Source organism: Marichromatium purpuratum 984, assembly GCF_000224005.2.
Classification (GTDB): Bacteria; Pseudomonadota; Gammaproteobacteria; order Chromatiales; family Chromatiaceae; genus Marichromatium; species Marichromatium purpuratum.
Genome location: NZ_CP007031.1, coordinates 3,739,536 through 3,763,165, shown reverse-complemented (window position 1 = coordinate 3,763,165; position 23,630 = coordinate 3,739,536). Strand labels below are relative to the sequence as shown.

General features: G+C 67.9%; 23 protein-coding genes. 11 read left to right on the top strand and 12 right to left on the bottom strand.

Annotated features, from left to right (window positions below; translation table 11 throughout):
- Position 1: 1 nt before the first annotated feature.
- The 3 genes from mreD to MARPU_RS16350 form a co-directional block, all read right to left on the bottom strand.
- A complete protein-coding gene (gene mreD / locus MARPU_RS16360) occupies positions 2-490 on the bottom strand; it encodes a rod shape-determining protein MreD (protein ID WP_005222277.1) in 489 nt (162 codons plus the stop codon).
- Positions 487-1,314, bottom strand: a complete 828-nt coding sequence (gene mreC / locus MARPU_RS16355; RefSeq protein ID WP_025275412.1) for a rod shape-determining protein MreC — start codon at positions 1,312-1,314, stop codon at positions 487-489. Before mreC ends, mreD begins: the two co-directional genes overlap by 4 nt.
- A gap of 240 nt (positions 1,315-1,554) precedes the next feature.
- Positions 1,555-2,601, bottom strand: a complete 1,047-nt coding sequence (locus tag MARPU_RS16350; protein WP_005222281.1) for a rod shape-determining protein — start codon at positions 2,599-2,601, stop codon at positions 1,555-1,557.
- Positions 2,602-3,320: 719 nt separating this feature from the next.
- On the opposite strand from MARPU_RS16350, the gene gatC reads away from it, so the two are divergent.
- Both gatC and gatA read left to right on the top strand, forming a co-directional pair.
- A complete protein-coding gene (gene gatC, locus MARPU_RS16345) occupies positions 3,321-3,608 on the top strand; it encodes an Asp-tRNA(Asn)/Glu-tRNA(Gln) amidotransferase subunit GatC (protein ID WP_005222284.1) in 288 nt (95 codons plus the stop codon).
- Complete coding sequence (gene gatA, locus MARPU_RS16340) at positions 3,608-5,062, top strand: Asp-tRNA(Asn)/Glu-tRNA(Gln) amidotransferase subunit GatA (RefSeq protein ID WP_005222286.1); 1,455 nt, start codon at positions 3,608-3,610, stop codon at positions 5,060-5,062. Before gatC ends, gatA begins: the two co-directional genes overlap by 1 nt.
- Before the next feature lie 65 nt (positions 5,063-5,127).
- Here gatA and MARPU_RS16335 read toward each other — a convergent pair whose 3' ends face one another.
- From MARPU_RS16335 to glyQ, 4 genes are read right to left on the bottom strand one after another with little or no spacing between them, the layout of a single operon-like run.
- Entirely contained in the window at positions 5,128-5,865 is a 738-nt protein-coding gene (locus MARPU_RS16335; protein ID WP_005222288.1) for a lysophospholipid acyltransferase family protein, read from the bottom strand.
- Positions 5,862-6,434, bottom strand: a complete 573-nt coding sequence (gmhB, locus tag MARPU_RS16330) for a D-glycero-beta-D-manno-heptose 1,7-bisphosphate 7-phosphatase (RefSeq protein WP_005222295.1) — start codon at positions 6,432-6,434, stop codon at positions 5,862-5,864. The genes MARPU_RS16335 and gmhB overlap by 4 nt, the downstream gene beginning before the upstream one ends.
- 14 nt (positions 6,435-6,448) lie before the next feature.
- A complete protein-coding gene (gene glyS / locus MARPU_RS16325; RefSeq protein ID WP_005222296.1) occupies positions 6,449-8,530 on the bottom strand; it encodes a glycine--tRNA ligase subunit beta in 2,082 nt (693 codons plus the stop codon).
- 11 nt (positions 8,531-8,541) lie between these two features.
- Positions 8,542-9,447 (bottom strand): glycine--tRNA ligase subunit alpha, encoded by a 906-nt coding sequence (gene glyQ / locus MARPU_RS16320; RefSeq protein ID WP_025275411.1) that lies wholly within the window; start codon positions 9,445-9,447, stop codon positions 8,542-8,544.
- 698 nt (positions 9,448-10,145) lie between these two features.
- Between glyQ and MARPU_RS16315 the strand changes: the two genes are divergently transcribed.
- The 6 genes from MARPU_RS16315 to MARPU_RS16290 all read left to right on the top strand — a co-directional run bounded on the left by MARPU_RS16315 (position 10,146) and on the right by MARPU_RS16290 (position 17,132).
- Positions 10,146-11,303 (top strand): cation diffusion facilitator family transporter, encoded by a 1,158-nt coding sequence (locus MARPU_RS16315; protein ID WP_005224936.1) that lies wholly within the window; start codon positions 10,146-10,148, stop codon positions 11,301-11,303.
- A gap of 550 nt (positions 11,304-11,853) precedes the next feature.
- Positions 11,854-13,260, top strand: coding sequence for a glutamate--ammonia ligase (gene glnA / locus MARPU_RS16310; RefSeq protein WP_005224935.1), 1,407 nt, complete (start codon positions 11,854-11,856; stop codon positions 13,258-13,260).
- 117 nt (positions 13,261-13,377) lie between these two features.
- Positions 13,378-13,899 carry a DUF4124 domain-containing protein gene (locus MARPU_RS16305; protein WP_005224934.1) on the top strand — a complete coding sequence of 174 codons (522 nt, stop codon included), beginning with the start codon at positions 13,378-13,380 and terminating at the stop codon, positions 13,897-13,899.
- A gap of 124 nt (positions 13,900-14,023) precedes the next feature.
- Positions 14,024-15,106, top strand: coding sequence for a nitrogen regulation protein NR(II) (glnL, locus tag MARPU_RS16300; RefSeq protein WP_005224933.1), 1,083 nt, complete (start codon positions 14,024-14,026; stop codon positions 15,104-15,106).
- Positions 15,107-15,196: 90 nt separating this feature from the next.
- Positions 15,197-16,636: a nitrogen regulation protein NR(I) gene (gene ntrC, locus MARPU_RS16295; protein WP_005224932.1), complete on the top strand. Its 1,440-nt coding sequence runs from the start codon at positions 15,197-15,199 to the stop codon at positions 16,634-16,636.
- A gap of 91 nt (positions 16,637-16,727) precedes the next feature.
- The gene (locus MARPU_RS16290; protein WP_005224931.1) at positions 16,728-17,132 is read left to right on the top strand and encodes a hypothetical protein; all 405 of its coding nucleotides are present in this window, start codon (positions 16,728-16,730) and stop codon (positions 17,130-17,132) included.
- Between the two features lie 36 nt (positions 17,133-17,168).
- On the opposite strand, the gene MARPU_RS16285 is transcribed toward MARPU_RS16290, so the two are convergent.
- Positions 17,169-17,393 carry a hypothetical protein gene (locus tag MARPU_RS16285; RefSeq protein ID WP_005224930.1) on the bottom strand — a complete coding sequence of 75 codons (225 nt, stop codon included), beginning with the start codon at positions 17,391-17,393 and terminating at the stop codon, positions 17,169-17,171.
- A gap of 185 nt (positions 17,394-17,578) precedes the next feature.
- Here MARPU_RS16285 and MARPU_RS16280 point away from each other — a divergent pair, with 185 nt between their 5' ends.
- The gene (locus MARPU_RS16280; RefSeq protein ID WP_005224929.1) at positions 17,579-18,049 is read left to right on the top strand and encodes a tRNA (cytidine(34)-2'-O)-methyltransferase; all 471 of its coding nucleotides are present in this window, start codon (positions 17,579-17,581) and stop codon (positions 18,047-18,049) included.
- A gap of 39 nt (positions 18,050-18,088) precedes the next feature.
- Here the strand turns inward: MARPU_RS16280 and MARPU_RS16275 are convergent, their stop codons facing one another.
- The 4 genes from MARPU_RS16275 to MARPU_RS16260 form a co-directional block, all read right to left on the bottom strand.
- Positions 18,089-19,099: an NAD(P)H-dependent glycerol-3-phosphate dehydrogenase gene (locus MARPU_RS16275; protein WP_005224928.1), complete on the bottom strand. Its 1,011-nt coding sequence runs from the start codon at positions 19,097-19,099 to the stop codon at positions 18,089-18,091.
- Entirely contained in the window at positions 19,096-19,590 is a 495-nt protein-coding gene (gene secB, locus MARPU_RS16270) for a protein-export chaperone SecB (RefSeq protein WP_005224927.1), read from the bottom strand. Before secB ends, MARPU_RS16275 begins: the two co-directional genes overlap by 4 nt.
- A 144-nt stretch (positions 19,591-19,734) precedes the next feature.
- Positions 19,735-20,172, bottom strand: a complete 438-nt coding sequence (locus MARPU_RS16265; RefSeq protein ID WP_005224926.1) for a rhodanese-like domain-containing protein — start codon at positions 20,170-20,172, stop codon at positions 19,735-19,737.
- A 156-nt stretch (positions 20,173-20,328) separates the two neighbouring features.
- Positions 20,329-20,691, bottom strand: a complete 363-nt coding sequence (locus tag MARPU_RS16260; protein ID WP_005224925.1) for an ArsR/SmtB family transcription factor — start codon at positions 20,689-20,691, stop codon at positions 20,329-20,331.
- A gap of 234 nt (positions 20,692-20,925) precedes the next feature.
- On the opposite strand from MARPU_RS16260, the gene MARPU_RS16255 reads away from it, so the two are divergent.
- On the top strand, positions 20,926-22,248 hold the full coding sequence (locus MARPU_RS16255; protein ID WP_005224924.1) for a murein hydrolase activator EnvC family protein: 1,323 nt from the start codon (positions 20,926-20,928) through the stop codon (positions 22,246-22,248).
- Positions 22,245-23,612, top strand: a complete 1,368-nt coding sequence (locus MARPU_RS16250; RefSeq protein ID WP_005224923.1) for a S41 family peptidase — start codon at positions 22,245-22,247, stop codon at positions 23,610-23,612. Before MARPU_RS16255 ends, MARPU_RS16250 begins: the two co-directional genes overlap by 4 nt.
- Positions 23,613-23,630 lie beyond the last annotated feature (18 nt).

The following is a 23,630-nucleotide window of genomic DNA, read 5'->3' as shown; positions in this document are numbered from 1 at the left end:
CTCAGAGGGCTCCGGCACGCCGCCCGAGATCGCCAAGCAGCGCGCTCATCCAGGGCCAGAAGATCAGTCCGAGGAAGGTCGGGGCCCAGTAGCTCAGCGCCGGCATCGGTTGTCCGGTGGCACCGAGCACCCATAGGGTGAGCAGCCGTTCGGCGAGCAACAGCACCCAGACGAACAGGGTCTGCTGCCACATCGGGAAGATGCGGATGCGCTGGTGCAGCTCGACGACCAGATAGGCGAGCAGCGACAGGGTGAGCGCATGCTGGCCGAGCAGGGTGCCCGAGATCACGTCGAGCGCCACCCCGCTGGCGAAGGCCGAGAAGACGCCGATCCGCTCGGGGGTGTGCAGACACCAGAACACCACCACCATCGCCACCCACTGCGGGCGCAGCGCCTCGGCCGGCAGCGGCATCGGCAGGATGCTGAGGGCGAAGGCGACGAACAGGCTGAGGCCGATCAGCCAGCCGCCGCGTGGCCTGGTCTCGCTCATGGTCTGGGGCGGGCCTCCGTGCCCTGGGTGTCGGAGAGTGCCTGCTGTTGCAGCGCCGGGTCCATGGTCCAGACCAGTAACACCTCACGGCTGCGATCGAGTGCGGCCGTGGGTTCGGCGAGCACGGTGATGAAGGGGTTGTCCGGGTCGTGGCGTACGGTCTTGATACGGGCGACCGGGTAGCCCGGCGGGAAGCGCTCGCCCATCCCCGAGGTCACCAGCAGATCGCCGACGCGCACGTCGGCGTTCTTGGGGATGTGCAGCAACTGCAGCTCCTGGCTCAGGCCGGTGCCGGCGGCCACCGAGCGCAGACCGTTGCGATTGATCTCCACCGGCAGTGCGTGCTCGGCGTCGGTGATCAGCAACACGGTAGAGGTGAAGGGGTTGGTCTGGATGACCTGGCCCATCACCGCGTTGGCGTCGAGCACCGGCTGGCCGACGAACAGCCCCGAGCGCGAGCCCTTGTTGATCATCACCTGTTGCCGGTAGGGCGCGATGTCGAGCGACATGATCTCGGCGATCAGCACCCGTTCGCCGACGCTGAACGAGGAGCCGAGCAGGTCGCGCAGCCGCATGTTCTCAGCCTCGAGTGCCTCGAATTGCTGCAGCCTAGCCTTGAGGGTCAGGTTCTCGCGATGCAGTGCGGCGTTGCGCGCGCGCAGCTCGGCGGCGTTGGTGAGACGCCCCTGGGTGTCACGCATCATGTGCGCCGGAAGGTCGACGACGTAGTGCAGCGGATAGGCCGCCAGCGAGAGCGCCGAGCGTACCGTGCCGAGATGATCGTAGTGGTGGTCGGCGATGATCAGCCCGAGGGACAGAATCACCGCCACGATCATCCTGAGCAGTGGGGATGGGCCGCGGACGAACAGGGGTTTGATGGTCGGCTCCTCGGCAATGACTGGATTGGGGGAGAGCGCGTCTGCCGCGTCGTGCGGGGTGGTTCAAACCCCGTGGACAGGCCTCCGCCCCTGCTGCATCAGGGACGGCGTGAGCGGGTCATTTTCCGATATTGTGCCGAGCGCGACCAGTCCGCTCGTGTCGGGGTGGCCCCGCGACGGCGGGGGCTACTCGACCGAGAACAGCCCGGTGGCGCGCTCGTCGATCAACTCCAGCGCCTTGCCGCCGCCCCGCGCCACGCAGGTCAGCGGATCGTCGGCCATCACCACCGGCAGTCCGGTCTCCTCCTCGATCAGCCGGTCGAAGCCGCGTAGCATCGAGCCGCCGCCGGTGAGCACGATGCCGCGCTCGGCGACATCGGCGCCGAGTTCCGGCGGGGTCTGCTCCAGGGCCATCTTGACCGCACCGACGATGCCCGAGATCGGCTCCTGCAGCGCCTCGAGGATCTCGTTGCTGTTGAGGGTGAAGCTGCGCGGCACGCCCTCGGCGAGATTGCGGCCCTTGACCTCCATCTCCAGCATCTCGTTGCCGGGGTAGGCCGAGCCGATGGTGTGCTTGATGCGCTCGGCGGTGGTCTCGCCGATCAGGGTGCCGTAGTTGCGCCGGACATAGTTGACGATGGCGTCGTCGAAGGTGTCGCCGCCGATGCGCACCGAGGCGGAGTAGACGATGCCGTTGAGCGAGATCACCGCCACTTCCGAGGTGCCGCCGCCGATGTCGATGACCATGCAGCCGTGGGGCTCGTGCACCGGCAGGCCGGCGCCGATCGCCGCCGACATCGGCTCCTCGATCAGGAAGACCTCGCGCGCGCCGGCGCCGGCGGCCGATTCGCGGATCGCGCGACGCTCCACCTGGGTCGAGCCGCAGGGCACGCAGATCAATACTCGCGGGCTGGGGCTGATCAGGCGCGACTCGTGCACCTTGTGGATGAAGTACTGCAGCATCTTCTCGGTGACGGTGAAGTCGGCGATCACGCCGTCCTTCATCGGCCGCACCGCGGTGATGCTCTGTGGGGTCCGTCCGAGCATCAGCTTCGCCTCCTCGCCCACTGCCGCGACCGATTTGCCGCCGGTAGCGCGATCATGGCGGATCGCGACCACCGAGGGCTCGTTGAGCACGATGCCACGTCCGCGGGCAAAGATGAGGGTGTTGGCGGTCCCCAGGTCGATCGACAGATCGTTGGAGAATATCCCGCGAATGCGTCTGAATACCATCAGATACTTACCTTGGAGGAAGAGAGGAGCGCCGGGTCCCGCAGGCGTCCGGTATCGATGTCCGCTGAGGGAATCCTTGAAAAACAGGACGGCTAATCTAGCAATGCAATCAGGGATGGGCAAGGCAGCGGCGCCAGCGACCAGGGGATTGAACCGCGAAGGGAATAAGCCGCCAGCCGCCAGCGATCAGCCGCCAGTGGGTGCGGACCCGCGCCGCCTGTGGCCTCACGCCGACATCACACACCATGCACTTCGCGTGCAGGGAATAAGCCGCCAGCCGCCAGCGATCAGCCGCCAGTGGTTGCGGATCCGCGCCGCCTGTGGTCTCACGCCGACATCACACACCATGCCCTTCGCGTGCAGGGAATAAGCCGCCAGCCGCCAGCGATCAGCCGCCAGTGGTTGCGGACCTGCGCCGCCTGTGGTCTCACGCCGACATCACACACCATGCACTTCGCGTGCAGGGAATAAGCTGCCAGCCGCCAGCGATCAGCCGCCAGTGGTTGCGGACCTGCGCCGCCTGTGGTCTCACGCCGACATCACACACCATGCACTTCACGTGCTTTGCGGCTTTGCGGCTTTGCGGTTCAATCCCCTGGTCGCTGGTCGCTGGTCGCTGGTCGCTGGTCGCTGGTCGCTGGTCGCTGGTCGCTGGTTCCACCGCCCACGGCCGCTATGCTATTTTGACTCCCCATTTTTGTAGGCCCAGCAGGACGGACATGTCACTGGATCGTTCCGACGTCGAAAAGATCGCGCACCTCGCGCGCCTGGCGATCAGCCCGGATCAGACCGAGCGCTACGCCGCCGAACTCTCCAATATTCTCGATCTCGTGGCCCAGATGGACTCGGTGAACACCGACGACGTCGAGCCCATGGCGCACCCGTTGCACATGGCCCAACGGCTGCGGCCCGATCAGGCCACCGAGCCGGATCGTCGCGCCGAGTACCAAGCCGGCGCGCCGCTGAGCGAGGGCGGGCTCTATCTGGTTCCGAAGGTCATCGAATAATGCAGAACAAGTCGATCGCAGAACTGGCCGCCGATCTGCGGCTGCGCAAGTACTCCAGCACCGAGCTGACCCGTCACTATCTCGACCGCATCGCGCGGCTCGACCCCCAGCTCAACAGCTTCATCACCGTCGATGCCGAGGCCGCGCTCGCCGCCGCCGCGCGCGCCGACGAGGCGCTCGCCCGTGACCAGGCCGGCCCGCTCACCGGTATCCCGATCGCGCACAAGGACATCTTCTGCACCAAGGGAGTGCGCACCAGCTGTGCCTCGCGCATGCTCGACGACTTCGTCGCCCCCTATGACGCGACCGTGGTCGAACGTCTGGGTGGCGCCGGCGCGGTGATGCTCGGCAAGACCAACATGGACGAGTTCGCCATGGGCTCGAGCAACGAGACCAGCTACTACGGCCCCGTCGCCAATCCCTGGGACACCTCGCGGGTGCCGGGCGGCTCCTCCGGCGGCTCGGCCGCGGCGGTGGCCGCGCGTCTGTGCGCGGCGGCCACCGGCACCGATACCGGTGGCTCGATCCGTCAGCCGGCGGCGCTGTGCGGCATCACCGGCATCAAGCCGACCTACGGGCGCTGTTCGCGCTGGGGGATGATCGCCTTCGCCTCCTCGCTCGACCAAGCCGGGGTGATGGCGCGCTCGGCCGCCGACGCCGCCTTCCTGCTCGACGAGATGGCCGGCTTCGACGAGCGCGACTCGACCAGCGCCGACGTGCCGGTGCCGGACTATGTCGACGCCCTCGATAACGACATCAGCGGTCTGCGCATCGGTCTGCCCAAGGAATTCTTCGGCGAGGGGCTCGACCCGCGTGTCGGCGCTGCGATCGAGGCGGCGATCGGCGAGTACGAAAAGCTCGGCGCCGAGATCCGCGAGATCAGCCTGCCCAACAGCCCGTTGTCGGTGCCGGTCTACTACGTGGTGGCGCCCGCGGAGTGTTCGTCGAACCTCGCCCGTTTCGACGGGGTGCGTTACGGCCATCGCTGCGCCAACCCCGCCGACCTCGAGGACCTCTACACCCGCAGCCGCGCCGAGGGCTTCGGCGCCGAGGTGCAGCGCCGGGTGATGATCGGCACCTATGTGCTCTCGGCCGGTTACTACGACGCCTACTACCTCAAGGCGCAGAAGATCCGTCACCTGATCGCCGACGACTTCAAGCGTGCCTTCGAGGAGGTCGACGTGATCATGGGGCCGACCACCCCGAGCACCGCCTTCGCCCTCGGCGATAAGATGGACGATCCGGTGGCGATGTATCTCAACGACATCTACACCATCGCCACCAACCTCGCCGGGCTGCCGGGGATGTCGATCCCGGTCGAGCCGGTCGCGGGCATGCCGGTCGGGCTGCAGCTCATCGGCAACTACTTCGACGAGGCGCGGCTGCTCAACGTCGCGCATCGCTACCAGCACCTCACCCACTGGCACCAGGCCGCGCCCGCGGGCTTCGACTGAGCGCCTCCGGGCCGGGCCTGCCCGGCCCGGTGCTCGCCGCGCCCGCTCCCGCGGGTGGCGGCGCCCTACCCTTGTTGCAGCGCGCCGGCCTTGCCCGAGAGCGGGCGCGGCAGCGCCTCGACGGTCTCCTCGATCCACTGCTCGACCGCGGCATTGATCTCGGCGGCCTTGCGTCCCTGGGTCTCCATCAGCGGTCCGATCACCAGGTCGATGGTGCCGGCGCGTTTGCGCAGGCTGCGTCGTCCCCAGAACTCGCCGGCGTTGTGCGCCACCGGGAGCACCGGCCGACCGCTGCGCTCGGCCAGCAGCGCACCACCGATGGCATAGGGTTGCCGCGTGCCGGCGGCCACTCGGGTGCCCTCGGGGAAGATCACTACCCAGCGTCCGGCCTTGAGCAGCGTCAGCCCCTCGCGCAGCAGCTGCGCGACCGCGCGGCGTCCGGCCGAGCGGTCGATGGCGATCGGCTGGAAGCGCTTGAGCGCCCAGCCGAAGAAGGGAATGCGCATCAGCTCGCGTTTGAGCACCCAGGTCTGCTCCAGCGGCAGGATGGCGCGCAGCGCGATGGTCTCCCAGGTCGACTGATGCTTGGCGAGCACAATGGTCGCCCCCTCGGGCAGGTGCTCGAGCCCCTGGATGCGATAGCGCAGCCCACAGATCCAGCCGAGCGCGCGCAGGTTGAGCCGTGCCCAGGCACGCGCCAGCCAGGCGCCGGTGCGTCTCGGGGTGATGACGATCAGCGAGGCATAGAGCACGATGCTGAGGAACATGAAGGCTTGGTAGATGAGCGAGCGGATCAGGGTCATGGGCCTGTGTCGGATGCGAGCAGGGCGTCGGTCGCCGCGCTGAGGTCGGAGAAGATCGGGACGCCGGCCAGAGGGTCGGGCCCCGGATGGTCGGCGCGCGCCGCCAGGGTGCGCTCGCCCTTGCCGGTGCGCACCAGCCAGGGCGCGGCGCCGACGGTACGCGCGGCCTCGAGGTCGCGCAGCGAGTCACCGATCACCGGCACCCCGCGGAGATCGACGCCGAGGCGCCGGGCGATCTGCTCGAGCAGTCCGGGCAGCGGCTTGCGGCAGTCGCAGCCGTCGTCGGGACCATGAGGGCAGAAGGCGATCATCTCGATGCGCGCGCCATGATCGGCGAGCTGCTCGCGCAGGCGTTGGTGGATGGCGTCGAGGGTGCTCGGGTCGAACAACCCGCGGGCGATGCCGGACTGGTTGGTGGCGATGGCCAGCCGCCAGCCGGCGTGGTGGAGCCGGGCCATCGCCTCGAGGCTGCCGGGGATCGGCCGCCACTCCTCGACCGACTTGATATAGGCGTCGGAGTCGTGGTTGACGACCCCGTCGCGGTCGAGGACGACCAGCCGTTCGGTCATGCCGGGTCGGGCGCTCAGTGCTGCAGCCGCGAGATGTCGGCGACCTGCATGAACAGCGCGCCGAGCGACTGCAGCAGACGGATGCGGTTGGTGCGCACCGCCGGGTCCTCGGCCATCACCATCACCTGATCGAAGAAGGCGTCAACGTCACCGCCGAGTTCGGCCAGGGTGGCGAGCACGCGGCCGTAGTCACGGCTGGCGACCAGTGGTGCGACCGTCTCGCCGAGCGCGGCGACGCGCTCGGCGAGACGCCGCTCGGCCGCATCCTCGAGCAACCCGCTGTCGACCGCCCCGGCCTCGCCGACGGCCTCGGCGTTCTTTGCCAGGATGTTGTGGATGCGCTTGTTGGCCGCGGCCAGCGAGGCGGCCTGGGGCAGTTCGCGGAAGGCCGCGACCGCAGCGATGCGGCGGTCGAGTTCCCAGGGGTTGGCGCCACCGGCGCCGAGCACCGCCTCGACGACATCGGCGCCGACGCCTTGCTCCTCGTAGTAGCCGCGCAGCCGCTCGAGCATGTAGTCGCGCACCTCGCCGACCACCTCGGCGCCGAGCAGCCCCTCGGGGTAGCCGGCGGCGGCCTGCTCCAGCAGCGCCTCCAGGTCGAGGTCGAGCGGGGTCTCGATGAGGATGCGCAGCACCGCGATCGAGGCCCGACGCAGCGCGTAGGGGTCCTTGGTGCCGGTCGGGCGCAGCCCGATGCCGAAGATGCCGACCAGGGTGTCGAGCCGGTCGGCGAGCGCCAGGGCGCGGCCGCACAGCCCTTCGGGCAGGGCGTCGCCGGCGAAGCGCGGCAGGTACTGCTGCTCGATGGCGGCGCTGACACAGGGGTCCTCGCCGGCGCGCTCGGCATAGTAGCGGCCCATGGTGCCCTGCAGGCTGGTGAATTCGTAGACCATGCTGGTGACCAGGTCGCACTTGGCCAACCGCGCGGCACGCTCGATCAGTGCCGGGTCGCCGCCGAGCGGCGCGGCCAGGGCGCGCCCGAGCCGCGCCACGCGCGCGCTCTTCTCGGCCAGGGTGCCGAGCTTGTCCTGGAACACCACCCGTTCGAGCTTGCCGGCGAAGGCCTCGAGCGGCTGCTTGAGGTCCTGCTCCCAGAAGAAGGCGGCGTCGGCGAAGCGCGGACGGATCACCCGCTCGTTACCGGCACGCACCTTCTCGGGAGCGCGACTGACGACGTTGGCGACGGTGATGAAGCAGGCCTGTAGACGACCCTCGGCGTCCTCCACCGGGAAGTACTTCTGGTTGCTCTGCATGGTCTCGATCAGCACCTCCGGGGGAATCTCCAGGAAGCGCTCCTCGAAACGACCGAGCACCGGCTGCGGCCACTCGACCAGGGCGCAGACCTCGTCGAGCAGCTCGGGATCGATGCGCGCGCGCAGCCCCTCGGCCTCGGCCAGGGCGGTGACGCCGACGCGCACCTGCTCGCGGCGCTGGGCGAAGTCGGGCTCGACCCGACCGGTGGTGCGCAGCTGCTCGGCGTAATCGTCGGCGCGGGTGAGTTCGATCGGCTCGGGGTGATGGAAGCGGTGACCGCGGGTGCTGGTGCCGGCCTCGATGCCGAGCACCCGGCCGGCGACCGGCTGCTCACCGAGCAGCAGGCAAACCCAGTGCACGGGACGCACGAACTCGGCCTCGCCCGCACCCCAGCGCATCCGCCGCGGGATCGGCAGGGTGGCGAGCGCGGCCTCGACGATCTCGGGGATCAGCTCGGCGGTGGCGCGACCGGCGAGGGTCGAGCGGTGTACCAGCCAGGTGCCCTTGGGCGTCTCCTCGCGCTCCAGCGCCTCGACCTCGACGCCGCAGGAGCGGGCGAAGCCCTGCGCGGCCTTGGTCGGCGCGCCGCTGTCGTCGAAGGCGGCCCGGAGCGCCGGGCCGCGGCGCACCTGCTGCTGGTCGGGCTGGCGGGTGGCGATGCCGCGCACCAGCATCGCCAGGCGGCGCGGTGCGGCGAAGGGCGCGATGGTGGTGAAGTCGATGCTGCGCTCGCGCAGCTCGCGCGCCACGCCCTCGACGAAGGCCTGCGACAGGCGCGGCAGCGCCAGCGGGGGGAGTTCCTCGGTGCCGATCTCGATCAGCAGATCAGTGGGTGCGTCCAATGTTCTCTCCCTCACTGTGCCAGCATCGGGAAGCCAAGCGCCTCCCGGCTCTCGTAATAGGTCTTGGCGACTGCCCGCGACAGCGTGCGCACCCGCAGGATGAAGCGCTGGCGCTCGGTCACCGAGATCGCCCCGCGGGCGTCGAGCAGGTTGAAGGTATGCGAGGCCTTGAGCATCTGCTCGTAGGCCGGCAGCGGCAGTCCGCGCTCGATGAGCTGGGTGCTGACCCGCTCGCAGGTGTCGAACTGGGCGAACAGCGCGTCGGTGTCGGCGATCTCGAAGTTGTAGGTCGACTGCTCGACCTCGTTCTGGTGGAAGACGTCGCCATAGGTGACAGTGCCCGCCGGGGTGCGGCTCCACACCAGGTCATAGACGCTCTCGACGCCCTGCAGGTACATGGCGATGCGCTCGAGCCCGTAGGTGATCTCGCCGGTGACCGGGCGGCAGTCGAGGCCGCCGACCTGCTGGAAGTAGGTGAACTGGGTCACCTCCATGCCGTTGAGCCAGACCTCCCAGCCGAGTCCCCAGGCACCCAGCGTGGGCGATTCCCAGTTGTCCTCGACGAAGCGGATGTCGTGCTCCAGCGGGTCGATGCCGAGTCGGCGCAGCGAGTCGAGATAGAGTTCCTGGATGTTCTCCGGCGAGGGCTTGAGTGCGACCTGGAACTGGTAGTAGTGCTGCAGCCGGTTGGGATTCTCGCCATAGCGCCCGTCGGTGGGGCGACGCGAGGGCTGCACATAGGCGCTGCGCCACGGCTCGGGACCGATCGAGCGGAGGAAGGTGGAGGGGTGGAAGGTGCCCGCGCCCACTTCCATGTCATAGGGTTGGACGACGACGCACCCGAGATCGGCCCAGTAGCGTTCGAGCGCGAAGATCAGGCCCTGGAAGGTCGAGAGGTCCTCGGATTGGAGAGTCAAGGCGGGCTCCTTGGGATCGGGGCGGTTGACGTAAACGCGCAATTATATCGGCTCGGGTCGCTGGCGCGCCAATGGGGTTGGTCGGGGGCAGCGACCAGCCGCCAGCCATCAGCCGCCAGCCATCAGCCGCCAGCCGCCAGCCGCCAGCCATCAGCCATCAGCCGCCAGCCGCCAGCCATCAGCCATCAGCCATCAGCCATCAGCCACCAGCCACCAGCCACCAGCCATCAGCCATCAGCCATCAGCCGCCAGCCGCCAGCCATCAGCCATCAGCCATCAGTCGCCAGCCATCAGTCGCCAGCCGTCAGCCGTCAGCCGCCAGCCATCAGCCGCCAGCCACCAGCCACCAGCCACCAGCCATCAGCCATCAGCCATCAGCCATCAGCCATCAGCCATCAGCCATCAGCCATCAGTCGCCAGCCATCAGTCGCCAGCCGCCAGCCACCAGTCATCGATGGCTAGCCGTTAGCCGCTAGGGGTAAGAGCGTGGCCTCCCCGGTGACTCGAACCTGTCCTCCCTGCTGGAGGCCGTGGGTTGGACATTGATCTGATCGGCCAACCTTGGGCCATGAACGCCATCCCTTCCCGCTGGCGGCTGTCAGCTGGCCGCTGGAAGCTGATGCGATCCGCCGCTGTCGCTTATACTGGAGCGCCGTCGGCCCGGACCCGGTCGGCGCAACCTGTGGAAGCCCCTAGTCGTGACCCTTGATCAACACAGCGCCGATGCCCGTCGCGAGGCCGTGACCCGGACCGCCGTGGTCGGGGCCGTGCTCAATCTGGTGCTGGCTGCGGTGAAGATCGTCGCCGGTTGGCTCGGTCACTCGCAGGCGCTGGTCGCCGACGGTCTGCATTCGCTCTCCGATCTGCTCTCCGACGCCCTGGTGCTGATCGCCGGGCGTCAGGCCCATCAGGGACCGGATCAGGAGCACCCCTACGGACATGCGCGCTACGAGACGGTTGCCACCCTCGCGCTCGGGTTTTTGCTGCTGGCGGTGGCCATCGGTATCGGTTGGGACGCGGTCGAGCGGCTGTTCAGCCCCGAGGAGCTGCTGCGTCCCGATCTCATCGCGCTCGGCGCCACCCTGGTCTCGATCCTGGTCAAGGAGTGGCTCTACTGGTGGACCCTGGCCCATGCCAAGCGGGTGCGTTCGGATCTGTTGCGCGCCAATGCCTGGCACCATCGCTCCGACTCGGTCTCCTCGGTGGTGGTGCTGGTGGGGATCGCCGGCACCATGGCCGGGCTGCCCTATCTCGATGCCATCGCTGCGGTGATGGTGGCGCTGATGATCGCCAAGATCGCCTGGGAACTCGGTTGGGAGGCGGCCAGCGAGCTGGTCGACACCGGCCTGCAGGGCGATCAGCTCAACGCGGTCAGGCAGACCATCCGCTCGGTCGGCGGCGTGCGCGATATCCATATGTTGCGCACCCGCCGTCTCGGAGGGCAGGCGTCGGTCGACGTGCATGTGCTGGTCGATCCCTACGTCAGTGTCTCCGAAGGTCACATGATCAGCGTCCTGGTCGAGCGTCGGCTCAAGCGCGAGATCGACGAGATCGCCGATGTCACCGTGCACATCGACCCCGAGGACGACGAGCACCTCTCGGCCTGTTACTTGCTGCCGCTGCGTGCCGAGGCACTGGCGCGCCTGGCCTCGGCCTGGTCTGCGATCCCCGAGGCCAACGAGCGTCAGCGGGTGTTGTTGCACTATCTCGACGGTGCCATCGACATCGAGGTGTACTTCCCGCTCGCCGCCTGTCTGCGCCAGGGGGCCGATGCCGAGCGACTGCGCGCACGTCTGGCCGATGCGCTTGCCGACGACCCGCTGTTCCGGGGGGTGCGAGTCTTCTTTGGTGACTGATTTTGCCCTATTTTGGTGCGTAAAGCGGCCTGATGATCTTTTTTGGTGCACCTCTCCCTTGTGAGAGCGCCTCGATTGTGCGCATCTCGCTCCCGGTGCCCCCCCTATCCACCGAGGTGATGCCGCCTCCGTAGTGGGTGATTTCACAACCCTGCCGTCGCCAAGGTCTTGTTTGTACATCCCAACGTCTCGTCGCGTGTTCGTCGCGACCGGGACCTGGGGTGGATCTCATCAAGGGCGCTCAAAATTCTGGCTTGCTCGTTGCATGCCTGATTGGCATCGGATGGCGAGGATCATCCCGTCGTCCGGCGGAACGGTCGCGATGGCGGTCCTTGTCGTGGACCCGAGCCCGGACCTTCAACCGGGTCAACCAGAATTCTGCATCGCCTGCCGGCCCGGACGGCAGGTCGTGCGGCACGATCGATGACCTGTTAGGCTGCTGCGCCGGATGGTGCGAGCGCTGATACGCCAGCGCAAGCCTTGTGCATTGCTCGGCCGACAACGCCTTATCCGTATCTAGAACACAGCACTCAGCATTGGAGACGTTCGAATGACCACTGATGTCATGAAGATGATGAAAGACAACGAAGTGACCTTCGTGGATCTGCGCTTTACCGATACCCGCGGCAAGGAGCAGCATGTCTCCATGCCGACGAGCATGATCGACGAGGACGCCTTCAAGGAAGGCAAGATGTTCGACGGCTCCTCGATCGCGGGCTGGAAGGGTATCGAGGCCTCGGACATGGTGCTGATGCCCGACCCCACGACTGCGGTGATGGACCCCTTCGCCGAGGAGAGCACCCTCATCATCCGTTGTGACATCCTCGAGCCTGACACCATGATCGGCTACGAGCGTGATCCGCGCTCGGTGGCCAAGCGCGCCGAGGCCTATCTGAAGTCCACCGGCATCGCCGACACCGCCTTCTTCGGTCCCGAGCCCGAGTTCTTCGTGCTCGACGACGTGCGCTGGGGCGCAGACATGAGCGGCGCCTTCTACAAGATCGACTCCGAGGAGGCCGGCTGGAACTCCGAGCGGGTGTTCGGCGACGGCAACATGGGTCACCGCCCGAAGGTCAAGGGCGGCTACTTCCCGGTGCCCCCGGTCGACTCGCTCAACGATCTGCGTGCGGCCATGTGTCTGACCCTCGAGGAGATGGGCGTCGGCGTCGAGGTGCACCACCACGAAGTCGCCACCGCCGGCCAGTGTGAGATCGGCACCAAGTTCGACACTCTGGTCAAGCGTGCCGACGCCAACCAGATCCTCAAGTACGTGGTGCACAACGTCGCCCACGCCTACGGCAAGACCGCGACCTTCATGCCCAAGCCGCTGGTCGGCGACAACGGCAGCGGCATGCATGTGCACCAGTCGCTCGCCAAAGACGGTCAGAACCTGTTCGCCGGCGACAAGTACGGCGGCCTGTCCGACATGGCCCTCTACTACATCGGCGGCATCATCAAGCACGCGCGTGCGCTCAATGCCCTGACCAACGCCTCGACCAACTCCTACAAGCGTCTGGTCCCCGGCTTCGAGGCCCCGGTGATGCTCGCCTACTCGGCGCGCAACCGCTCGGCCTCGATCCGCATCCCGCACTGCGCCAGCCCCAAGGGCCGTCGCATCGAGGTGCGCTTCCCCGATCCCACCGGCAATCCCTATCTCGCCTTCTCGGCGATGATGCTCGCCGGTCTCGACGGCATCATGAACAAGATCCACCCCGGCGATGCCATGGACAAGGATCTCTACGATCTGCCGCGTGAAGAGGCCAAGGCCATCCCGACCGTCGCCTCCTCGCTGGAGATGGCGCTCGACAACCTCGACCGTGACCGTGAGTTCCTCACCGTCGGCGGCGTGTTCACCGATGACCTGATCGACAGCTACATCAACCTCAAGATGGACGAGGTCACCCGCATGCGGATGACCACCCACCCGGTCGAGTTCGACATGTACTACAGCCTCTGATCGGCTGTCGCGACCGCGCGGGATCCCGCGCGGTCGCAACCTCGGCGCAGGGATGCGCCACCAGCGTCCAGGCACCCCCCGCTTGAGCGCCCCCCAACGCTGGACTATGCTTCGGCCATGATTCGGTCGGCACTGCTCCTCCCGCTGTTGCTGCTCCCCTGCCTCATTGTCCAGGCCGGCGTCTATCGCTGGGTCGATGCCGACGGGCGGGTGCATTTCTCCGATCGGCCCGCCGCCGCCGCCGCCGAGCGACTCGATCTCCATGTCGACGCCCCGGCCTCGGGTCTCGCCGACAGCCCCGTCGATCCGACCCCTGCCATCGATCCCTTCTCCGGTCCCTATACGCGCTTCGAGATCCTCTCCCCCGTCGACGAGGCGGTGTTGATGCGCGGCGAGGATCGCTTCGCCGTCGAACTCGGGCTCGAACCCACGCTGCAGCCAGGGCATCGGCTGGTGATGGTGCTCGATGGGCTCGAGACGGTGATCGAGGCTGGCGCCACCCGCTTCGCCCTCGACGGCGTGGCCTTCGGTCCCCATCGTCTTGGTGCGCTGATCCGTGACGAGCAGGGTGCGTTGGTCGCCCGCGCCCCGACACACCGCTTCGAGCTGCGTCGCGCCGCGTCGCCCGGCGAACTCTGAGCACTCCTCCCCGCAGCTGATGTGGCTGTGCTGGCCTGTCTCTTGCTAGTCTTTTCCTCGACGACAGGAGGCCCTGTCTCGTCTTCCGGTCTCGGATGACCTCATTCAGTCGTACAAATGGACCATGACAGCTCAAACCACCGGTAAGCGCTCGCTGGAGCGGACGATCCTCGATCACGTCAACATGGCGGTGCTGCTGTTCGATCGGGAGCTGCGGCTCGAGTACCTCAATCCCGCGGCCGAGATCCTCTTCGAGGCCAGCGCCCGGCACATGATCGGTCAGGCCGCCGCCGACCTGTTGCCCTGTCCCGACAACCAGGTTGAGGTCCGGCTGGTGGCGGCGCTGCGCTCGCGCCACCCCTTCACCGAGCGCGAGATCAATGTCACCGTGGCCGATGGGCGCACCAAGACGGTGAACTGTACCGTCCTGCCGCTGCACCATTTTGGTGCGGATGAGGGCGTGCTGGTCGAGCTTTATCAGGTCGATCGTCAGCTGCGCATCACCCGGGAAGAACACCTGCTCACCCAGCACCGGGCCACCCAGGCGCTGATCCGCGGCCTCGCCCACGAGATCAAGAATCCGCTCGGCGGTCTGCGCGGTGCGGCCCAGCTGCTCGAGCAGGAGCTGCCCGATCCCGCGCTGTGTGAATACACCCGGATCATCATCGACGAGGCCGACCGGCTGCAGTCGCTGGTCGATCGCATGCTGGGACCCAATCGGATGCCGCAGCGCGAGGCGCTCAACATCCACGACGTGCTCGAACACGTGCGCGGGCTGATCCTCGCCGAGTTCCCGCGCGGACCCGAGGTGGTGCGCGACTACGACCCCAGCATCCCCGATCTGATGGGCGACGGCGACCGACTGATTCAGGCCTTCCTCAACCTCGCGCGCAACGCCGCAGCCGCCACTGGAGGGGACGGCCGGGTCGAGCTGCGCACCCGGGTGCTGCGTCAGTTCACCATCGGCAGCCGTCGGTATCGGCTGGTACTGCAGACCCAGGTTCGTGACGATGGCCCGGGGATCCCCGAGGACATTCGCGACAAGATCTTCTTCCCGATGGTCTCGGGCAAGCAGGGTGGCACCGGACTGGGGCTACCCATCGCACAGGAACTCATCAACCAGCACGGCGGGCTGATCGAATGCGAGAGCCGGCCGGGCGAGACGGTGTTCTTCGTCTATCTGCCGCTGGAGTCGGAGCATGCATAGGAACCTGCAACCACCCCATTCGCCAACCCCGTCGGCGTCGTCCCGCCAGCGCCGCCCGAGGCATGCCGTCGGCATGCGGGGAGCGCGATGATGCCGCACAGCCTCGAACGAGGGAGCCGCGAGCCCCGGGTCTGGGTGATCGATGACGACCGGTCGATCCGTTGGGTACTGGAACGGGCGTTGCGCAAGGCGCAGATGCACGTCACCTGTTTTTCCAACGGCGTCGGTGTGATGGAGGCGCTGGAGCGCGAGCAGCCCGACGTCATCCTTTCCGATATCCGCATGCCGGGGATCGATGGGCTCGATCTGCTCGAACAGGTCTCGGCGCGCTATCCCGGACTGCCGATGATCATCATGACCGCGCACTCGGACCTCGACAGCGCGGTCTCGGCCTTCCACGGCGGTGCCTTCGAGTACCTGCCCAAGCCGTTCGATCTCGACGAGGCGGTGGCGCAGGTCAGCCGCGCCTGCCGGCGCGGACGCGAGGAGCGCCAGGAGGAGGTGCCGCGCCCGAGCGGTCCAGACATCATCGGCGAGGCGCCGGCGATGCAGGAGGTGTTCCGCGCCGTGGGTCGGCTGGCGCGTTCCAATATCACCGTGCTGATCAATGGCGAGTCGGGTACCGGCAAGGAGCTGGTGGCGCAGGCGCTGCATCGTCACAGCCCGCGCAGCGAACGTCCGTTCATCGCCCTCAACATGGCGGCGATCCCGCGCGACCTGCTCGAATCCGAGCTGTTCGGTCACGAGCGCGGCTCCTTCACCGGCGCCCAGTCGCGACGTGAGGGCCGCTTCGAGCAGGCCGACGGCGGCACCCTGTTCCTCGACGAGATCGGCGACATGCCCGCCGAGCTGCAGACCCGGCTGCTGCGCGTGCTCGCCGACGGCGAGTTCTATCGTGTCGGCGGGGTGGCGCCGATCAAGGTCGACGTGCGCATCATCGCCGCCACCCACCAGGACCTCGAGTCGCTGGTGCGTGAGGGGCGTTTTCGTGAGGACCTGTTCCACCGACTCAACGTCATCCGCATCCACCTGCCGGCGTTGCGCGATCGGCGCGAGGACATCCCGCTGCTGATGCGTCACTTCCTCGCGCAGGCGGCGCGCGAGCTGAGCTGTGAGTCCAAGGTGTTGATGCAGGGCGCGATCGAGCAGCTCGAGCGACTCGACTGGCCAGGTAACGTGCGCCAGCTCGAGAATACCGCGCGCTGGCTCACGGTGATGGCCTCGGGCAAGCAGATCCATGTCGAGGACCTGCCCGAGGACCTCAGCGCCTCACTGACCCAGGAGCAGCCCGAGACCTCCTGGGAGACGGTGTTGCGACGCTGGGCGCGGCAGCGGTTGCAGCAGGGCGAGCACGGTCTGCTCGACGAGGCGCTGCCGGTCTTCGAGCAGACCCTCATCCAGTGCGCGCTCGAGCAGACCGGCGGGCGGCGCCAGGAGGCGGCGCGGCTGCTCGGTTGGGGGCGCAATACCCTGACCCGTAAGATCAAGGAACTCGGTCTCGAGAGCGAGTCCGAGACGGGGCTGGACTGAGCCTCGGGCTTGGCTTGCGCGACGGCTGCCGCGACACTAGGTCGACGAGGCCTGGACATGGTGGACCGGGCATGGCGACGGAGTGAGTCGAGTGGACAGCATCAGTATCGATCTCAAGGGCTCGACGGTCGATGCCGTCGAGCAGCGCGGCGGGCAGCTGCGGATCCATTTCTCGCGTGCCTATCAGCTCAAGACCATGACCGGCTCGCGCGAGCGGACACGCTGGTGGCAGGCCGGAACCCTGGTGTTCGAGGGGGTGGACGAGACCGCCCTGCCCCCTCCGGGTGAGCTGTGCTGCAGCGGTGGCGAACTCGAGGACAACCTCTATGTCTATCGCGACATGATCCCGGTGCCCTTCGAGAGCCGGGGGCGGGTGGGGTGCAGTCTGGCATTCGAGGGGCTGGAGGCGCCGCTGGTGGTCCGGGGTGAGGCGGTGCGGCTGGAGTTGGAGGCGGTGCCTCGATATATCGAGCACCTGCGCCCGGAGCCGGGCTGAATGCAGCAGCCCCGGCGGCTGCCGGGGCTTGTCGGGTTAGAGTCGGGAGGAGCCGACGAGTTCGTGGGCGATGTCGACGACACGGTTGGCCATCGTCATGTACTCGTTACGGTAATTGGCCAGCATGCCCTCCTGGGATCCCCAGTAGTCCTTGCCCGAGACACCGTTTTCGTGTTCGTAGTCGATGAACTGCTGCTGCATCTCGACCATCTTCTCGATCAGCGCTTGCTTCTCTGCTTTCAGCGCGGCGATGTCACTCATGGACCTGTCCCCCACTATGGCGTGAGCCGTCTGCGACGGCGAATTTAGCAAATGCCGAAGTCTTAATATATCATGCGCCCGCGCGCCGGGGGCAACCGTTAAACCCTGGTGCGCCGGCGGATATGCCGCCGTCCGCAAAGGATTTTCTTCCGCCCTCCGCTGCTTCCTGATGAGTCCCGCCCGCGATGTTCGATATCATCCTCTACGAGCCCGAGATCCCGCCCAACACCGGTAATGCGATCCGTCTGAGCGCCAACGCCGGGGCCCGGCTGCACCTGATCGAGCCGCTCGGCTTCGCGCTCGAGGACAGCAAGCTGCGTCGCGCCGGGCTCGATTATCACGAATGGGCGGAGGTTCGCGTACACGCCTCGCTCGAGAGCTGTCTCGAACAGCTCGCCCCGCGGCGGCTGTTTGCGCTCACCAGTCATGGTCAGGTGCCCTATACCAAGCCCGACTATCAGCCCGGCGACGCGCTGTTGTTCGGTCCGGAGACCCGGGGTTTACCGCGCGCGCGCATCGAGGCGCTGCCCGAGTCGCAACGGCTCTATATCCCGATGTGTCCGGGCAATCGCAGTCTCAATCTCTCCAACGCGGTCGCGGTGGTGGTATTCGAGGCCTGGCGCCAGCAGGGGTTTGCCGGTGCCGCGCCACGCTGAGGGCGGGCGCCCGGACCGCACGCGGTCCGGGCGTGGGGGTCAGTGGAACTCGGGCTTGGGTTCGCGCTCGAGCAGTGCCTGGGTCGCCTGTGCCGGCGAGACCCCGGCGTGGAGCACCAGATAGACCTGTTCGCTGATCGGCATCTCGATGCCGAGACGCTGGGCCAGGCCGTGGATCGCCTTGGCGGTGATCACACCCTCGACCTCCTGGCCGATGCGCGCGCGTGCCGCTTCGATGCTCTCGCCCCCGGCCAGCGCCAGTCCCATGCGGCGATTACGTGACTGGTCGTCGGTGCAGGTGAGCACCAGGTCACCCATCCCGGCCAGCCCCATGAAGGTCTCGGGGCGACCGCCGAGCGCCTGACCGAGCCGGATCAGTTCGACCAGACCGCGGGTGATCAGCGCCGCACGGGTGTTGGCGCCGAAGCCGAGACCGTCGGCGATGCCGGTGGCGATCGCCAGCACGTTCTTCGCCGCGCCGCAGATCTCCACCCCGACCATGTCGCTGCTGGTGTAGGCGCGGAAGCGCCCGCCGTGGAGCAACCCGGCGATGTGTTGGGCGAAGGCCTCGCGCTCGGCGGCGACGGTGACTGCCGTCGGCAGGCCGTCGCCGACCTCGCGGGCGAAGCTCGGCCCGGAGACCACTGCCAGCGGTCGTTCGCCGAGTTCCTCCTGGGCGACTTGATGGAGTAGCTGATTGCTGCCCGGATCCAACCCCTTGGTCGCCCAGGCCACGCCGAAGCCCTCGGAGAGGTGTGCTGCGAGCTGGCGGGCGACGGTGCGGAAGGCATGGCTCGGCACCACCACCAGACAGTCGCTGGCGTCGGCCAGGGCCTCGGCGAGCGAGGCGGTGGGGATCAACCCCTCGGGAAAGGCCACGCCGGGGAGGAACTGGCGATTCTCGCGGTCGCGCTGGAGTGCAGCGATCTGTTCCGGCTCATGGCTCCAGAGCCTGACCTGGTGGCCGTTGGCCACCAGTTGCAGCGCCAGCGCCGTGCCCCAGGAGCCGGCGCCGATGACCGCGATCCGGGCGCTGGGGGTGGTGCTCAATGCTGGACCGCCTCGGTCGGCGCGGTGCCGCCCTGCTGGGCCTCCTGCTGGGCACGCTGCTGCTGGTGCTGGGCGAACAGCAGGTCGAAGTTGACGTGCTGCAGCACCAGGTGCGGGAAGCTGCCCTTGGAGACCAGGTCGGAGACCACTTCACGGGCGTAGGGGAAGAGCAGGCTCGGGCAGTAGGCGCCGAGCATCGGGCCGAGTTCCTGCTCGGGGAAACCGGCGATGCTGAAGATGCCGGCCTGCTGCACCTCGACGATGAAGGCGGTTTTGTCGCCGACCTTGACCGTCACCGTGACCTCGAGCACCACCTCGTAGTGATCCTGGTCGAGGTCGTTGATCTGGGTGTTGAGGTTGAGGGTGTGCTTCGGGGTCCATTCGCCGCGGAAGAGTTCGGGCGCATTGGGGGACTCAAAGGAGACATCCTTGATGTAGACGCGTTGGACGGAGAATTGACGCTCGGGGGTCTGCTGTTGCTTGTCGGCCATGCCGCGATTCCTGTGTCTGGTGATGCCGCCGGCGTCCTTGCTGGCGCCGGGCGGCGGGAACGGATCGGCCCCGGCGAGCCGGGACGGGGCGATGGTACCCGCGGCGCGGCGGGCCGATCGGACTCGCCGCGCCGCGGGCGGGGTTTAGCGCTTCTTCTTGCCGCCGCGGGCCAGCGGCAGGCTCGCCGCCTCCCAGCCCATGATGCCGCCACGGAGGTTGTAGACCTCCTCGAAGCCTTCTTTGCGCAGCTGGGCGCAGGCCATCTGCGACTGCGAGCCGGAGCGACAATTGACGATGATCGGCTTGCCCTTGTGCTTGGCGACGGTGGCGAGCTGATTCTTGAAGCCGTTCATGGGGATGTTGATGGCGTTGAGGATGTGCCCCTTGGCGAAGTCGGCCGCCGGGCGCACGTCGATCACCACCGCATCCTGGCGGTTGATCATTTCGGTGGCCCCGAGCGGCTCGACGCTGCCCTTGCTGCCGACGATCAGATTGTGGATGAGCAACCCGAGGATGACGACGAGCGCCAGGAACAGGAGCCAATGGTTGCCCACGAACTGGACGAGCTGGTCTAGCGACATCGCGATGCAGTCTCACATGAATGTTGGAGCGCCGCTCGCGTGCCGCCCGTCACCGCTGCTGATCGGGGTGCGGCGGCGAGATCGCGCGAACCGGCGCTGATGCAAAGGGGGTTCAGAGTATAAGGAGCCGCGGCGGCAGGCGACACCCCGGAGGCGTCAGCGAACGTGCTGACAGAAGACCTCGCGCATCATCCCGATCAGCTGCAGGGTGCGACCGTCGCTGACACGGTAGTAGACACGGTTGGCGTCCTTGCGCGAGGCCAGGATACCCTTGTCGCGCAGGATCGCCAGGTGTTGGGAGATATTGCTCTGTGAGGTGCCGACATGGTCGACGATCTCCTGCACGCTGACCTCCTGTTCGCCGAGCGTGCACAGGATCTTCAGCCGCAGCGGGTGCGACATCGCCTTGAGCGAACGCGAGGCGCGTTCGATATCCGCGTCGTCGGCGAACAGGTCGAGCGGCTCGGTGCCGGCGGCGTTGAGGATCGGGGGGGGAGACTGGCTCAGCTTGCTCACCATCGTGATCGTGTCTAATCAATGTTTCACCATAAGATGATAAACGCTTTGTCCGTCAAGCGCGATGCGGCACGCTGTGGGCCGAACCCGCCCGGATCCATCGAAGACGGGAAGCGGGGCGGTGACGGAGCAGGTCGCGACGGGGATCGGCGTCATCGATCGGGCATTGACCGGGGGAATGAATTGAACGCGGTGTCCCGTGTGTCTCGCGCATGGTCATGGCCGCTGTGTCTCTGCATGTTGTTGGCGCTCGTGGTGCCGGCCTCCGGGTCCGAGCCCGCACTCGAGACGCGCCAGCGCGACCTCGTCGAGATCGAGCGCGAGGTCGAGCGTCTCGGCGCCGCGTTGGCCGATCAGCAGCGCACCCGCGGCGAGCTGATCGGTGCGCTCGAGGAGCACGAGCGCGAGGTCGCCCGGCTCGCGCTCGCCGAGCGTGAGATCGCACGGCAGCAGGTCCGCCAGGGCGCTCGTGCCGAGGCGCTCGCGCAGCGTCGACTCGCGGCGCGCGCCGCACTCGACGATCAGCTCGACGATCTTGCCGAGCTGGTGCGTACCGCGCATGTGGCCGGGCGCGCCGACCGGTTGCGGTTGCTGCTCAATCAGGAGGACCCGGTTCGCGCCGGGCGAGTGCTGTCCTACTTCGCCTATCTCAACCGCGATCGGGTGCGACGCATCGAGCGGGTGCGCGGCGAGATCGCGCGGCTCGCCGCGCTCGCCGCAGCCGCCACCGAGCAGGCCGCGCGGCTGGCCACGCTCGGCGCCGAGCGTGGCGCGACGCGCGCCCGGCTGGAGGCCGCCCAGGACGAGCGCGAGACGGTTCTCGCCGCGCTCGAGACGGCGATCGCCGCGCGTCGCGACGATCTCGCCGCGCGCCGCGCCGATGCCGAGACGCTGCGTCGGCTGATCGAGCACCTGCGTCAGCGCGCCGCTATCGAGGCCGAACTCGAGATCCGTCGCGACCCCTTCGTCGCGCGCAAGGGGCGGCTGACCTGGCCACTGCTCGAGGGTCGGGTGTTGGCCGGTTTCGGCAGTCGCAAGGCCGACTCCCAGTTACGCTGGGACGGCGTGCTGCTCGCCGCCGAGGCCGGCGAGGAGGTGCGCGCGGTCTACGACGGCCGGGTGGTCTATGCCGACTGGCTGCGTGGTTTCGGGCTGCTGCTGGTGCTCGAGCACGGCGACGGTTTCATGAGTCTCTATGGCCACAACCAGGCGCTGACCAAGGAGGTCGGCGAGTGGGTCGGCGCCGGCGAGGTGATCGCGCTCAGTGGCAGCAGCGGCGGCCAGTCGCGCCCGGCGCTCTATTTCGCCATCCGGCGCAATGGCAAGCCGCAGGATCCGGTCCAGTGGTGCCGTCGTCCCGGAGGACGCGCGGCGCTCGATCGAGTCCCGCTCGCCGGGAACATGCCGCCGTACGCATCGTCCAATGCGCCATTGCCCGGGGCGGCGCTGTCGGCGCGTGCGGAAACATGCGATCCTTACGCCATCAGGGATGTCTGCGGTGCGCCGGTCGGCCGCCGCGTCGCCGCGTCCATCATCGATCGAGAGATCCCCGCCTCATGATGATCATGCCTCGTTCGCTCGCCCTGGCCCTGGGGTTGTTGCTCGCTGTCGGTCCGTCGGCCTACGCCGCCGAGTCCGCAGGCGATCAGACCGCCGCCGCTGACACCGCCGCCGAGGCGTTGCCGCTCGACGAGCTGCGCACCTTCGCCGAGGTCTTCGGTCGCATCAAGACCGACTATGTCGAATCAGTCGACGACGGCTCGCTGCTCGAGAGCGCCATCCGCGGCATGCTCGCCGGGCTCGATCCGCACTCGGCCTATCTCGACGCCGAGGAGTACCGCGACCTGCGGGTCGGTACCAGCGGCGAGTTCGGCGGACTCGGCATCGAGGTCGGCATGGAGGACGGCTTCGTCAAGGTGATCGCGCCGATCGACGACACTCCGGCGCAGCGCGCCGGGCTGTTGGCCGGCGACCTGATCGTGCGCATCGATCACAAGCCGGTGAAGGGGATGAGCCTCAACGACGCCGTCGAGCTGATGCGCGGAGAGCCCGGCACGGAGGTGGTGCTGACGCTGATGCGCGAGGGCGAGGAGGCGCCGCTGGAGCTGACCCTCGAGCGCGCCGTCATCCAGGTCGAGAGCGTCAGGAGCCGGGTGCTCGAGCCCGGTTACGGCTATGTCCGCATCGCCCACTTCCAGTCGCGCACCGCCGAGGACATGACCGCGGCGATCGAGACGCTGAAGGCGGGCGAGACCCCGCTCGCGGGGCTGGTGCTCGACCTGCGCAACAACCCCGGCGGCGTGCTCAACAGCGCCGTCGGGGTGAGCGATGCCTTCCTCACCGGCGGGTTGATCGTCTATACCCAGGGGCGTGACCCGAGCAGCCGGCTCGACTTCAAGGCCGGTCCCGACGATGTGCTCGACGGGGCGCCCCTGGTGGTGCTGGTCAATGGTGGCAGCGCCTCGGCCTCGGAGATCGTCGCCGGCGCGCTGCAGGATCAGCGTCGCGCCATCGTTATGGGCGCCCAGACCTTCGGCAAGGGCTCGGTGCAGACCATCGTCCCGGTCGATAACGAGACCGCGCTCAAGCTCACCACAGCGCGCTACTACACCCCCTCCGGGCGCTCCATCCAGGCCCAGGGGATCAGCCCCGACATCCTGCTCGAGCGCGGCGAGTTCCGCCCCCTCGTCGGCGTCGGCGTGGAGCCGCTCAAGGAGGCCGATCTGGTGCGTCATCTCGACGATCCGGACGAGGACGGGACGGTTCCGGTCGAGGAGGACGAGCCCGCCGAGGCCGCGACCACCGAGCCGCTCGACGCGGAGGTCGAGCCGACGCCGTTGCGCGCCCGCGACGACTACCAGTTGCTCGAGGCGCTCAACGTGCTCAAGGGTGTCAACATCCTCGGGCGGTCACGCGTCGACTGAGCGCGCCCCACGCCGCCG

Coding starts and splice junctions, on each gene's coding strand:
- mreD (WP_005222277.1), bottom strand. CDS start 490: ATGAGCGAGACCAGGCCACGCGGCGGCTGGCTGATCGGCCTCAGCCTG.
- MARPU_RS16350 (WP_005222281.1), bottom strand. CDS start 2,601: ATGGTATTCAGACGCATTCGCGGGATATTCTCCAACGATCTGTCGATC.
- gatC (WP_005222284.1), top strand. CDS start 3,321: ATGTCACTGGATCGTTCCGACGTCGAAAAGATCGCGCACCTCGCGCGC.
- gatA (WP_005222286.1), top strand. CDS start 3,608: ATGCAGAACAAGTCGATCGCAGAACTGGCCGCCGATCTGCGGCTGCGC.
- MARPU_RS16335 (WP_005222288.1), bottom strand. CDS start 5,865: ATGACCCTGATCCGCTCGCTCATCTACCAAGCCTTCATGTTCCTCAGC.
- gmhB (WP_005222295.1), bottom strand. CDS start 6,434: ATGACCGAACGGCTGGTCGTCCTCGACCGCGACGGGGTCGTCAACCAC.
- glnA (WP_005224935.1), top strand. CDS start 11,854: ATGACCACTGATGTCATGAAGATGATGAAAGACAACGAAGTGACCTTC.
- MARPU_RS16305 (WP_005224934.1), top strand. CDS start 13,378: ATGATTCGGTCGGCACTGCTCCTCCCGCTGTTGCTGCTCCCCTGCCTC.
- glnL (WP_005224933.1), top strand. CDS start 14,024: ATGACAGCTCAAACCACCGGTAAGCGCTCGCTGGAGCGGACGATCCTC.
- ntrC (WP_005224932.1), top strand. CDS start 15,197: ATGCCGCACAGCCTCGAACGAGGGAGCCGCGAGCCCCGGGTCTGGGTG.
- MARPU_RS16285 (WP_005224930.1), bottom strand. CDS start 17,393: ATGAGTGACATCGCCGCGCTGAAAGCAGAGAAGCAAGCGCTGATCGAG.
- MARPU_RS16280 (WP_005224929.1), top strand. CDS start 17,579: ATGTTCGATATCATCCTCTACGAGCCCGAGATCCCGCCCAACACCGGT.
- secB (WP_005224927.1), bottom strand. CDS start 19,590: ATGGCCGACAAGCAACAGCAGACCCCCGAGCGTCAATTCTCCGTCCAA.
- MARPU_RS16265 (WP_005224926.1), bottom strand. CDS start 20,172: ATGTCGCTAGACCAGCTCGTCCAGTTCGTGGGCAACCATTGGCTCCTG.
- MARPU_RS16260 (WP_005224925.1), bottom strand. CDS start 20,691: ATGGTGAGCAAGCTGAGCCAGTCTCCCCCCCCGATCCTCAACGCCGCC.
- MARPU_RS16255 (WP_005224924.1), top strand. CDS start 20,926: ATGTTGTTGGCGCTCGTGGTGCCGGCCTCCGGGTCCGAGCCCGCACTC.
- MARPU_RS16250 (WP_005224923.1), top strand. CDS start 22,245: ATGATGATCATGCCTCGTTCGCTCGCCCTGGCCCTGGGGTTGTTGCTC.